The organism is uncultured Aquincola sp. (assembly GCF_964001545.1).
GTDB lineage: Bacteria > Pseudomonadota > Gammaproteobacteria > Burkholderiales > Burkholderiaceae_C > Aquincola.
In genome coordinates, this window is the sequence record NZ_CAXFDV010000723.1 from 1 (window position 1) to 11,937 (window position 11,937).

Annotated in this window: 12 protein-coding genes; 4 read left to right on the forward strand and 8 right to left on the reverse strand. The window is 69.3% G+C overall.

The genetic code is table 11. The features are described 5' to 3' along the window. Window positions 1–171 precede the first annotated feature (171 nt). From ABNT58_RS25445 to ABNT58_RS25455, 3 genes are read left to right on the forward strand one after another with little or no spacing between them, the layout of a single operon-like run. Window positions 172–528: a ribonuclease gene (locus tag ABNT58_RS25445; protein WP_348756183.1), complete on the forward strand. Its 357-nt coding sequence runs from the start codon at window positions 172–174 to the stop codon at window positions 526–528. 39 nt (window positions 529–567) lie between these two features. Continuing rightward, window positions 568–963: a barstar family protein gene (locus ABNT58_RS25450; protein ID WP_348756173.1), complete on the forward strand. Its 396-nt coding sequence runs from the start codon at window positions 568–570 to the stop codon at window positions 961–963. Next, window positions 942–1,133, forward strand: coding sequence for a hypothetical protein (locus ABNT58_RS25455; protein WP_250197975.1), 192 nt, complete (start codon window positions 942–944; stop codon window positions 1,131–1,133). The genes ABNT58_RS25450 and ABNT58_RS25455 overlap by 22 nt, the downstream gene beginning before the upstream one ends. A 61-nt stretch (window positions 1,134–1,194) precedes the next feature. Here the strand turns inward: ABNT58_RS25455 and rsmA are convergent, their stop codons facing one another. Genes rsmA through lptD form a run of 3 tightly spaced genes read right to left on the reverse strand, consistent with a single transcriptional unit; the run spans window position 1,195 to window position 5,749 of the window. After that, window positions 1,195–1,950: a 16S rRNA (adenine(1518)-N(6)/adenine(1519)-N(6))-dimethyltransferase RsmA gene (rsmA, locus tag ABNT58_RS25460; RefSeq protein ID WP_348756174.1), complete on the reverse strand. Its 756-nt coding sequence runs from the start codon at window positions 1,948–1,950 to the stop codon at window positions 1,195–1,197. Next, window positions 1,947–3,278: a peptidylprolyl isomerase gene (locus ABNT58_RS25465; RefSeq protein ID WP_348756175.1), complete on the reverse strand. Its 1,332-nt coding sequence runs from the start codon at window positions 3,276–3,278 to the stop codon at window positions 1,947–1,949. The genes rsmA and ABNT58_RS25465 overlap by 4 nt, the downstream gene beginning before the upstream one ends. Window positions 3,279–3,316: 38 nt before the next feature. Next, complete coding sequence (lptD, locus tag ABNT58_RS25470; protein WP_348756176.1) at window positions 3,317–5,749, reverse strand: LPS assembly protein LptD; 2,433 nt, start codon at window positions 5,747–5,749, stop codon at window positions 3,317–3,319. A gap of 111 nt (window positions 5,750–5,860) precedes the next feature. Here lptD and ABNT58_RS25475 point away from each other — a divergent pair, with 111 nt between their 5' ends. Then, window positions 5,861–6,916 (forward strand): phosphotransferase, encoded by a 1,056-nt coding sequence (locus ABNT58_RS25475; protein WP_348756177.1) that lies wholly within the window; start codon window positions 5,861–5,863, stop codon window positions 6,914–6,916. Here ABNT58_RS25475 and ABNT58_RS25480 read toward each other — a convergent pair. From ABNT58_RS25480 to ABNT58_RS25500, 5 genes are all read right to left on the reverse strand, one after another. After that, on the reverse strand, window positions 6,878–7,894 hold the full coding sequence (locus tag ABNT58_RS25480; protein ID WP_348756178.1) for a LysR family transcriptional regulator: 1,017 nt from the start codon (window positions 7,892–7,894) through the stop codon (window positions 6,878–6,880). The genes ABNT58_RS25475 and ABNT58_RS25480 overlap by 39 nt on opposite strands. Window positions 7,895–7,991: 97 nt before the next feature. Continuing rightward, on the reverse strand, window positions 7,992–9,032 hold the full coding sequence (locus ABNT58_RS25485; RefSeq protein ID WP_348756179.1) for a glycerophosphodiester phosphodiesterase family protein: 1,041 nt from the start codon (window positions 9,030–9,032) through the stop codon (window positions 7,992–7,994). A gap of 110 nt (window positions 9,033–9,142) precedes the next feature. After that, on the reverse strand, window positions 9,143–10,180 hold the full coding sequence (locus tag ABNT58_RS25490; protein WP_348756180.1) for a DctP family TRAP transporter solute-binding subunit: 1,038 nt from the start codon (window positions 10,178–10,180) through the stop codon (window positions 9,143–9,145). An 18-nt stretch (window positions 10,181–10,198) separates the two neighbouring features. Further along, window positions 10,199–11,497: a TRAP transporter large permease gene (locus tag ABNT58_RS25495; RefSeq protein ID WP_348756181.1), complete on the reverse strand. Its 1,299-nt coding sequence runs from the start codon at window positions 11,495–11,497 to the stop codon at window positions 10,199–10,201. Continuing rightward, window positions 11,494–11,937 (reverse strand): TRAP transporter small permease subunit (locus ABNT58_RS25500; protein WP_348756182.1); only part of this gene is annotated, 444 nt, incomplete at its 5' end. The genes ABNT58_RS25500 and ABNT58_RS25495, both read right to left, overlap by 4 nt.

Consider the following 11,937-nt stretch of genomic DNA (forward strand, 5'->3'; position numbering starts at 1 on the left):
ACTCATAACCTCAGGCCATTGCCCGAAACTGAGGCATCGGCTTGAGCTTTTGCACCTGAGTCGGTACCATTCCGGCTTTCAGGTTTCAGGGTTAACCCCGTGACTCAGGCCCAACGGTCTTCTTTGGTGCAGCGCCTCCGCAAGTTGGGGCTCACCCTCGGGGCCGCGGTGATGTTGGCAGGCTCGGCTTCGGTCTCGCTTGCCAAGCCATCGCCTCAGGAGCCGGGTGCCGCCGTCAGCAGCGTCGTCAGCTTGTCGCAGCTGCCTGCCGAGGCACAGCACACGGAACGCCTCATCCGGGCTGGTGGCCCCTTCCCGCACGACAAGGACGGCAGTGTGTTCGGCAACCGCGAACGCCTGCTGCCCCGACAGGCGAGAGGTTACTACCGCGAATACACGGTCAAGACACCGGGCGCACGCAACCGCGGCGCACGGCGCATCGTGTGTGGCGGTCAGCAAGCCACCCAACCGGAAGCCTGTTACTACACCGACGACCACTACGCGAGCTTTCGCCGGATTGCGCAGTGACCGACGTTTCCAGCTCTTGAACCCAGGAGGATCGCGACCATGCTCTTGCAGACCGTCCGTCCGAACATCGTCCAGGCCATCCGCGCCTACCGCGTCGATGACCTCATGAAGTCCGCCCAGGAGGTCGGGCAGCATTTCTTGTACGCGAACCTGAGCAACGCTCAGTCGAAACAGGAAGTGCTGGAGGCCATTGCCGAGTCCTTCCTGTTCCCGGCGCACTTCGGCAAGAACCTGGACGCCCTCTACGACTGCATGACGGACCTGGTCCACAAGTCGGGCACGCAGCCCGGCTTCGTGGTCGTGCTCGAACAGCTGCCCGACAACGCCCGCTTCGACCGCGAAGCGCGCGAGCAGCTGCTCGACGTGTTCCGGGATGCCGCAGACTTCTGGGCCGATCGGAAGATACCGTTCCGATGTTTTTATTCTTTTCAGTAGCCCGCTCCCAGGAAAACGGGTCATGGGAGCGGGCTGCTGAGACGGCCCAAGAGACGACGACTGCCAAGCCGAAGAGCACTTCCAAGGCGGCTGCGAACAACAACTTCGGCATGAACATGCCGATGATGAGCAGCGCCTTCGATACCGCGATGTGGCTGAACGCTGCCTGAGGCAGCGCTTCGTCGAATCTTTTTACTGACAACGGCGGCCCTCGGGCCGCCGTTGTGCTTTTCAGACGGCAGCCGCGAGCGCCACGAACTCGGCCACCGGCACTTCCTCGGCGCGGCGCGCCAGGTCGAAGTCGCCGGCAAAGCCACGTTCTTCCAGCCAGTGGCCCAGCGTGTTGCGCAGCACCTTGCGCCGCTGCGAGAAAGCCACCGCCACCAGCTCTTCCAGCCGCGCCACGTCCACCGCCGCCGGCGTGGGCCAGGGCAGCATGCGCACCACGGCCGACTCCACCCGCGGCGGCGGATCGAAGGCTTCGGGCGGCACGTCGATCACCAGCTCCATGTGGTAGCGCCACTGCAGCATCACCGACAGCCGGCCGTAGGCCTTGCTGCCGGGCTCGGCCACCATGCGGTCGACCACTTCCTTCTGCAGCATGAAGTGCTGGTCCTGCACCGCCTGCACCGCGCCCAGCAGGTGAAAGAGGATGGGCGTGGAGATGTTGTACGGCAGGTTGCCCACCACCCGCAGCGGCTGGCCACGCTCGGCCTGCAGCGCGGCGAAGTCCACCTTCAGCACGTCGGACTCGACCACCGTCAGGCCGTCCTGCTTGCGCAGGCGGGCGGCCAGGTCGCGGTCCAGCTCGACCACGGTGAGCTGCTGGCAGCGCGCCTTCAACGGCTGGGTGATGGCGCCCAGGCCGGGGCCGATTTCCACCAGCGCCTGGCCTGGCTGCGGGTCGATGGCGTCGACGATCGCCTCGATCACGTAGCCGTCGGACAGGAAGTGCTGCCCGAAGCGCTTGCGCGCGATGTGCTTCAAGGCTGCTGGGGCGCTTCGCGCAGCTCGACGTAGGCACGGGCGCGCAGCTCACGCACCCACTCGTTGTAGGCGTCGTCGAACTTCTGCTCGCGCAGCGCATTGCGGGCCTGCTCGCGCAGCTGCTTGGGGTCGACGTTGACCACGCGGCGCTCGACCACCTGGATCAGGTGCACGCCGAAGCGCGAGGTGACGGGCGCCGAGATGCCGCCCAGCGGCAGGCGGTTCATCGCCTCCTCGAACTCAGGCACGAAGCTGCCCGGCGAGGTCCAGCCCAGGTCGCCGCCCAGCGGCGCGCTGCCGTCCTCGGAGTTGGCGCGGGCCAGGGCCTCGAAGCTGGCCTTGCCGCTTTCGATCTGCTGGCGGAACTCTTCCAGCCGGCGCACGGCCACCTCGGCCGGCACCTGGGCCGAGGGCCGCAGCAGGATGTGGCGGGCATGCGTCTGCGTGACCTGCAGCGCGCCGCCGTCCTTGCGGTCGACCACCTTCAGGATGTGGAAGCCGGCACCGGTGCGCAGCAGCGTGGGCGCCACTTCGCCGGCCTTGAGGTTGGCCACCGCGGTCACGAACACGTCGGGCAGGCGGGCCACGGGCCGCAGGCCGATCTGGCCGCCACGCTCGCGGTTGGCGTCTTCCGACACCTCGCGGGCCACGGTGGCAAACGGCTCGCCGGCCTTGATGCGGGCCATCGCCGCCTCGGCCCTGGCGCGGCGCTCGGCCACCACGGCGTCGCTGGCGCCTTCGGGCACCGTCACCAGCACCTGGGCGATGTCGATCTCAGGCTGCGCCGCGGCCTGCTGGCGCTGGCGCTCGATGGCGGCGTCGATCTCGGCGTCGCTGATCTTGATGCGCGACTGCACTTCCCGTTCGCGCACCCGCTCGATCATCATCTGGTCGCGCAGGTTGTTGCGAAAGCGGGTGTAGTCCAGCCCCTCGCGGCGCAGCCGCTCACGCAGCTGGGCCATCGTGAGCTGGTTCTGCGCGGCCACGCCGGCCACCGCGCGGTCCAGCTCCGGGTCCTCGATCTTGACGCCGCTGTCGCGCGCGAAGCTGAGGATGGCGCGTTCTTCGATCAGCAGCTCGAGCACCTGCTTGCGCAGCTCGGCTTCGTCGGGCAGTGTCTGGCGGGCGTTGGCCGCTTCTTCCCGCACGCGGGCCAGGCGCTGTTCCACCTCGAAGGCGGTGACCAGTTCCTGGTTGACGATGGCCGCGATGTGGTCGGCCTGGCGCACGGGCACGCGGCCAGGCGCGGCGATCTGGGCCGAGGCGGAGACGACGACCCCGCAGCACAGGGTGAAGGCCAGCGCCTTCGAGAGCAAAGCTTGTTTCATCGAGCGGGAGGCGGGTTCAGCAGGGGGGTCGGCGGAGGTCAGAAGGCGGCCTGGGCGGCCGCGTCGTCGCCGCCGTCACGGTCTTCGCGCAGCAGGCGGTAGCCGGGCACATTGTCCTTCAAGACCTTGAGCGGGTTGGAACCGAGGCGTGACAGGCCGACCAGCTCCAGCTGCAGCAGCAGCCGGGTGGTGGCTTCGCTGCGGCCGGTGGACAGCCGCTCGGCCACGACGCGGCCGATCCAGCAGCCGGCGTCGTACTCCATGCCCACGATGGAATCGGTGACGCGGCTGTCGCGCAGGCTGTAGTTCAGGCGGCCCACGCCATACAGCGTGCCGCTGCAGGCACCGGCGCCTGCGTTGGCGCGGGCCTGCTCGGCGCTGCGGCGGAACAGCGGCCACTGCCAGCCCAGCTCCAGCTGCTCGCTGAGGTTGCGGGTGAGGCGATAGCTGGCGCTGAGCGTGCGAAACGGCCCGGGCGAATAGCGGGTGGACAGCAGCGAACGCACGGTGCGCCGGCTTTCGGGGTCGTACTGCACGGCGCCGTCCACCATCCACCGGGGCGACAGCGTGGCGGTGCCGAACAGCAGCAGGTCCGACAGCCGCTGGGTGTCGGGCGCGCCCTCGGGCACCGAATCGATGTTGGGCGTGCCATCGGGGTTGGCCACCACGCGCTGGTCGCGGAACTGCAGCCGCTGCGCCACGCCCAGGCGCAGCTTCTCGACGCCGGTGGTGGCGTCCAGCAGGCGCGTGGTGACGCCGGCCGTCAGCGTGTTGCTGTCGGAGACGCGGTCGACGCCGGAGAACTCGTTTTCGCTGTAGACCGAGACGGCGTTGAAGTCCTTGCCCCAGGCATCGAAGTTGGGCGTGTTGCGCTGCTCGCGATAGGGCGTGTTGACGTACAGCAGCCGCGGCTCCAGCGTCTGGCGCATGGCCTGGCCGAACCAGGTGGCCTGGCGCTCGAACACCATGCCGCCATCGACGCTGACGGTGGGAATGGTGCGCGAGCTGCTGTCGTACAGGCCGCCGGCCGAGCGGTCGATCTGGTACTGCGCGGCGTTCACCGCCACCTTGGGCACCAGCCACCAGCCCGGGCCGCGCCAGGGCCGGCTGATGCTGCCCAGCGCATGCAGCCGGGTGCCGGTGGGCAGCAGGTCGAGCTGGCCGTTGGTGGGCCGGCTGAAGTGGTTGATCTCGGTCTCGAACGCGGCCTCGAAGCCGCCGCCCAGCGCGCTGCTGCCACGCAGGCCCAGCTGCGGGCTGCGCTGGTACGGCGCCACGATGCGCGCGTCGTCCTGCTGCAGCACCTGCCACTGCTGCACGCGGGCGTAGGCGGTGGCGTCGATGCCGTTCCAGCGGAAGCTGCGGTCGGCCTGCAGGTCGGTGGCCAGCAGCCGCGGCGTCCATGAGCTGGCCTGGCTGGAGAAGTCTTTCCAGTACTGGTCGTCGGACACCCGCAGGCTGCGCACCGCGTAGTGGATGCCCTGCGGCGCATCGCCCTCATGGAACAGCCGGATGGCGTGCCGCGACGTGTTGGTCACGCGGTCGTCGGGCAGCGCATGCAGGTCGATCTCGCCGCGGAAGCTGGGCTCCAGGTAGCGGAACTGCGCCTCGGCCGCAAAGCCGCGGCGCGTCATCACCGTGGGCGTGATGGTGGCGTCGCGGTTGGGCGCGATGTTCCAGTAGTAGGGCACGCCCAGGCCCAGGCCACTCTTGTTGTCCACGTCGAACGAAGGCGGCAGCCAGCCCGACTTGCGCTCGTCGGTCAGCGGAAAGCTGAGCCTGGGCGCGGCCAGGATGGGCACGCCGTAAAAGCGCAGCACGCCGCCTTCGGCCACGCCTTCGTTGGCTTCGCGGTCGAGCTTGATGTGGTCGGCGCTCAGCAGCCAGGCCGGCGTGCCGGTGCCGTCGGCACCGCAGGACGAATAGGTGGCGCCCCACAGCTGCGAGCGCTGGTCGTCGATGAAGTCGATGCGGTCGGCCTTGCCGCCGGCGCCGGTGGACGGGAAGAAGTACTCGGGCTGCAGGAAGTAGCCCTCGAAGCGCTGCAGCTGGATCTGCACCTCGGGGCCGGTGAAGCGGTCTTCGCCGCGGGTGATGCGCACGTTACCTTGTGCCCGGGCCAGGTCGCCCACGCTGTCGTAGCTGAGCTTGTCGGCGCGGATGGTCAGCGGGCCGCGCTGCAGCTCGGCATTGCCTTCGGCCACGGCGTCCAGGTCGGGGCGGCCGCTGATGCGGTCGGCCTGCAGCAGCACCGGCTGGCCGGCGGGGCTGGCCGCAGCGGCAGCGGGCGTCGCTGAGGCCGCGGCAGGAGAAGAAGCGGCAGGCGAGGAGGCGGCAGCGGCGGAAGCCGCCGGTGCGGCGGGCGCCGGCTGCGCCCCGGCCTGCGCACAGCACAGGGCGGCGGCCATCGCCAGCGGGGTGGGCATGCAGGCGCGCAGCCAGGCCAGGTGCGAAGGGTTGGGGCGCGTCAAAGGCAACTCGGGGACAACGTCGGCTGGAACGTCCGGCGCGTGGGCCGCGCCACCCCGGCGGGGCGGCGCGCAGCCGCATCGGCGACACCGGGGCGATTTGTAGAATCGATTATGACCGCGCCTTCTTCGCCCGACATCGCCTGGCCCAGCGCCGAGCGCCAGGCCCAGTTCCAGCAATGGCTGGCACCGCTGGCCACCCAACATGGTCTGCAGCTGCCCAGCCTGCGGCCGGCTTCGGCCGATGCCAGCTTCCGCCGCTACTTCCGCGTCGATGCCGACGGCCACCGCAGCTTCGTGGTGATGGACGCGCCGCCGCCGCAGGAAGACGTGCGGCCTTTCATCGACATCGCCGGCCGCATCCAGCGCGCCGGGCTGCATGCGCCGCAGGTGCTGGCGGCCGACGAGGCACGCGGCTTCCTGCTGCTCACCGACCTGGGCAACCAGCTGTACCTGCAAGCGTTGCAGGACGGCGGCCCGCAGCAGATCGACCAGCTGATGCGCCAGGCCATCCAGGCCCTGGTGCACTGGCAGCAGCAGGTGGACGCGAGCGGCCTGCCCGTCTACGACGAGGCGCTGCTGCAGCGCGAGATGGCGCTGTTTCCTGAATGGTGCGTGGCCAAGGAATTCGGCGTCACCTGGGGCGAGACGGAACACAAGCACTGGGCCCACGTTACCCGCCGGCTGGCCGACAGCGCGCTGGCGCAGCCGCAGGTGGCGGTGCACCGCGACTGGATGCCGCGCAACCTGATGGTGTGCGACCCCAACCCGGGCATCCTCGACTTCCAGGACGCGGTGCGCGGCCCGCTGAGCTACGACGTGGCCTCGATGCTGCGCGATGCCTTCATCTCGTGGGAGGAAGAACGCGAGATCGACTGGGCCGCCCGCTACTGGGAACAGGCCCGCAAGGCCGGCCTGCCGGTGCCCGACGACTTCGGCGAGTTCTGGCGCCAAGTGGAGTGGATGGGCCTGCAACGCCACCTGAAGGTGCTGGGCATCTTCTGCCGCCTCAAGCACCGCGACGGCAAGCCCAAGTACGCCGAGGACCTGCCGCGCTTTTTCGCCTACGCCACCAAAGTGGCGCGGCGCTACCGCGAGCTGGGCCCGCTGCTGCCGCTGATCGAGCCGCTGTCAGGCATGCGCGGCGAGATCGCCTATTCGCTGCGCTGAAGCGGCCGAGCCCTCGCAATCCAGCGTCGGGCAGCCCGCGGCTTCCAGCCAGGGGTCGCGGTCTTCACCGCCGAAGCTGCTGACCAGAAACTCCAGCAGCGCCCGCGTGCGCGCCGGCACATGCTTGCGCGAAGGCATGCAGGCCCACAGCGTGAAGGTGAACAGCTGCCACTCCGGCAGCACCCGCTCCAGCGCCTGCTCCACCAGCGCATCACCGGCGATGAAGGACGGCAGCCCGGCGATGCCCAGGCCCGCCAGCGCGCCGGCGTAGTTCACGTCGGTGTTGAGCGAGCTCATCGGCGAAGGGCCGGGCCGCACCAGCGACACCGCCTCGGCCTCGGGCTCGCCCTCGCTCCACACGCCACGGTAGAAGGTCAGGCCGTTCTGCATCTCCGAGACCGGCGGAATCAGGATCTTGTGCGTGCTCAGCTCGCGCGGGTGGCTGGGCCGGCCGTGCAGGTCCAGGTACTCGGGCGCGGCGCACAGCACCACCTCGCTGCGGGCCAGGCGGCGGGCGACGAATTCGCCGTCCAGCGCGCCGCGCTTCCACAGGATGGTGATGTCCTGCGAATCGTCGATGTCGTCGACCGCGCCGAAGGCGTTGATCTCGACCGTGACGTGCGGGTACTGCTTGTGGAAGGCCGGCAGCAGCTGCGCCACCCGGTGCACCGCAAAGGCCGGCGGCACGCGCAGCCGCACGATGCCGCGCGCCTCGCGCTGGGCGCTGCTGGCCAGGGCTTCGGCCTCTTCCACCTCGGCCAGGATCAGGCGCGCCCGCTCCAGGTACTGCTCGCCGATCTCGGTGAGCGCGATGCGGCGCGTGGTGCGGTTGATCAGCCGGGTGCCGAGGTGGCCCTCCAGCTCGGCGACGACGCGGGTGACGACGGCCGGCGCCACGTCGAGCGAGCGGGCGGCGCCGGCAAAGCTGCCTTCGTCGATGACGCGCACGAAGGTGCGCATGGCTTTGAACTGGTCCATGGGCCGCATTGTTGGCGCAAACCCGGATGGACCGCCGCCGGCAGGGGCAAATCAGCCCCGCCGGGGGCTGGGGTTACAACGGTATCGCAGCCGCTGCTCAGGCCGCCGTGGCGGCGGCAGCACGGCGGCGGCCGAACACCGCCAGGCCGGCCAGGCCCAGGCCGAACATCGCCCAGGTGCCGGGCTCGGGCACCGCGGCGGCCAGGAACTCGGTGCGGGCGGCCAGCGCCTTGTCGGTGTAGTTGCTGAACACGCCGTCGATGCCGTAGCCGTACCAGTCCAGGTACTGCTGCCTGGCGCTGTCGTCGAACTTGCTGAAGGTGTAGCCGTGCACCTTCAGCTGGTTGGCATGCGCCGCCTCGATGAAGCTCTGGCCCATGCCGTTGCTGGTGATGGACACGCCCACGCCATCGGCGTACTGGGCGATGTTGGCCAGGCCCAGGGTGTTGATGGCGCTGGCGCTGCCCAGCACCACCAGCTGGAAGTCGGCGCCCATCGCCTGCTGCTTGGCGTGGATGCTCTTGATGGTGTCGGCGCTGAACGACTGGATGAACACCTTGTCGCTGCCCTTGTAGCCGTTGCTCACCAGGGTGCTGAGGATCAGGTCCTCCATCAGCGGGTCGGCCTGCTTGGCTTCGGGGTAGATGCCGATCTGGCGGCCGGTGAGCGCGCTCTGCGACTTGGCCAGGTCGATCACTTCCTGGAAGGTGGGCACGCGGTACGGATCGGCCGAGCTGGGCGTGAAGCCGTTGTAGCTGGTGGAGGCCAGGCCGCCGGTGGGCTTGACGGTCAGCGTCTTGATCTCGGCCAGCGTGAAGTCAGAGACGTTGTAGGCGCCATTGCGCTTGCCATACAGATCGGCCACGTTGGTGGTGCGCTGCAGCGTGGTGTCGTGCATGGCCACCAGCTGGCCGTCCTTGGTGAGCTGCAGGTCGGGCTCGATGTAGTCGGCGCCCATCTTCACCGCCAGCTCGTAGCCGCCCAGGGTGTGCTCGGGCAGGTAGCCGCTGGCGCCACGGTGGGCGATGACCAGCGGCGCCTTGCCGTCCAGCGTGTTGAGCGCGGCCTGCGCGGCCAGCGGCGAGGCCAGCGTGGCGGCGGCCAGCGCCAGGGCGGCCAGGGGTCGGGCGTGGAACATGTCTTACTCCTCGGTACTGCTTGTAGGAGCGTGAACTATCGCGTCGGGCTGTGACGCAGTCGTTAAATTTTGCAATCCCTAACGCCGCCCTGCCCCGGGCTGCACGCCGCTTACTTCTTGCGCGCGGCGATGGCCTGCTCGGCCTTGGTCACCAGCGGCGCGCCGATGCTGCTCTTCCACTTGTCATACACCGGCCGGGTGGCGGCGACGAAGGCCTCACGTTCAGCAGGCGACAGGCGGGTGACCGTCACGCCGCCGGCTGCGATGTCTTTCAGCACCGCCGGGTCGGCTTCGGCCAGGCCCTTGCGGGCCAGCTCGATCTCCTGCTTGCCGGCGTCGATGGCGGCCTGCTTGACGATCTCGCGGTCGGCCGGCGTCCAGCTTTGCCACACGTCGCGGTTGACGACGAAGATCAGCGGATCGGCCACGTAGCCCCACATCGTCAGGTGCTTCTGGCCCACCGTGGGCAGCTTGGCGGCGGTGAAGATGGACAGCGGGTTCTCCTGCCCGTCAACCGCGCCGCTGGCCAGCGCGGGCTGGGCGTCGGCCCAGCTCATCTGCGTGGGGTTGGCGCCCAGCGCGGTGAAGGTGTCGATGAAGAGGGGCGAGCCCACCACGCGGATCTTCAGGCCCTTCATGTCGTCGGGCTTGCGGATGTCGCGCTTGCTGTTGCTGATCTCGCGGTAGCCGTTTTCGCCCCAGGCCAGCGGCACCACGCCGGCCTTTTCCACCAGCGCAAACAGGTCCTGCCCCACCGGGCCCTGGGTGATGGCGTCCATCGCCGCGTAGTCGGGCATCAGGAAGGGCAGCGAGAACAGGTTGAGTTCCTTGACCTGCGGCGACCAGTTGATGGTGCTGCCCACGGCCAGGTCGATCACGCCCTGGCGGATGGCGGTGAACTCACGCGTCTGGTCGCCCTGCACGAGCGACGTGCCCGGGTACAGCTTGATGTTGATGCGGCCATTGGTGCGCTGCTTGACCAGCTCGGCCCAGATCTCGCCGCCCTTGCCCCACGGAAAAGCCGTGCCCACCACGGTGGACAGCTTGTATTCGGCCTTGTAGTTCTGGGCCTGGGCCGCGGGGCCGAGCAGGCCCAGCGCAGCCACCGCCAGGGCGGACAGGGCGGCGTTCATCGCACGTCGTTTCATCGTCGTCTCCTCGTTGACTCAATATCCCAAACGGCGCGGCAGCCACAGCGCCAGCTCGGGGAACACGATCACCAGCAGCATCACGCTGCCCATGGCGGCCAGCAGCCAGCCCACCCAGGGCACCGTGGCTTCCATGCGCACGCGGGCGATGCGGCAGGACACCATCAGGTTCACCGCCATCGGCGGCGTGAACTGGCCCAGCGCCACCTTCAGCGTGAGCAGCACGCCGAACCACACCAGGTCCCAGTGGTAATGGTTGGCAATGGGCAGCAGCAGCGGCACGAAGATCAGGAAGATGGACACGCCATCCAGGAACATGCCGGCGACGATCATCACCGTGATCAGCAGCGCCAGCACGCCGTACTCGCCCAGGCCCGAGTTGACGATGGCGCGGGTGACCGGATCGATGATGGACAGCGTGGACAGCGCATACGCAAAGATGCCCGCCAGCGACACCACCAGCAGGATCACCGCCGACAGCTCGGCGCCTTCACGCAGGATGGGAAAGAGGTCGCGCACGCCGATCGTGCGGTGCACCACCATGCCGACGAAGAGGCCGTAGACCACCGCCACCACCGCCGCCTCGGTGGGCGTGAACCAGCCCAGCCGCATGCCGCCCAGGATGAGCACCGGCGCCGCCAGGCCCCAGCTGGCCTGCAGCAGGCTGGGCCAGAACGGCGGGCGCGGCAGGTGCGCTTCCAGCATGCCCATGCCGTGCTTGCGGGCCAGCCACACCGCCGGCACCACCAGCGCGAAGCCGGCCAGCAGGCCCGGCACCATGCCGGCCGCGAACAGCGCCGGCACCGAAGCGCCCGGCACCAGCACCGAATAGACGATGAAGGCGATGGACGGCGGGATGAGGATGTCGGTGGCCGCCGCCGCGCCCACCACCGAGGCAGAGAACGCGGGCGGGTAGCCGGCCCGGTGCATGGCCGCGATCATCACCGCGCCCACGGCCGCGGCGGTGGCCGGGCCGGAGCCCGAGATGCCGCCCATGAACATGGCCACCGCGATGGCCACGAGCGGCAGCATGCCCGGCCCGCGGCCGACGATGGCCAGCGCGAAGTTGACCAGCCGCTGCGCCACGCCCGAGCGGTCGAAGATGGCGCCCACCAGCACGAACATCGGGATGGCCAGCAGCGGGTACTTGGACAGGCCGGCGTAGAAGTTCTGCGGCACGGCCAGCAGGCCGAACATCATCGTGTCCGGGTTGGCCAAGCCGATGGCGAAAGAGCCGCCCAGGGCCAGCGCCACGCCGATGGGCACGCCCAGCAGCATCAGGCCGATGAACAGCAGGAACAGCGCGGTCGCGATCATCGGGCGCCCAGCCGGCGATACAGGCCCAGGGCGCGGCCGGCGATGGCCAGCGACAGCAGCGGCAACCAGACGGAGAACCACCACGACGGCAGGCCGATCGCGGGTGTGGTTTCGCCGTAGCGGAACTCGTCCCACACCATGCGCACGCTCAGGCCGGCCAGCAGCAGGAAAAAGCCGCTGGTGCACAGCGCCCCGAAGCGCCGCAGCCGCAGGCGGCGCGCAGCGCTGCCCACTTCCAGCAGGTACTCGATCTTGATGTGCCTGTCGCGCGCCACGGCGGCGCAGGCGCCGACCAGCGTCATCACGATCATCAGGAAGACCGAGATCTCCTCGGTCCAGGCGAAGGACTGGTTGCTGAAGTAGCGCACCACCACGTTGGCGAAGGTGATGAGCACCAGCGCGGCCATGAGGATCACGGCGCACCAGTCTTCGAGGGCGAG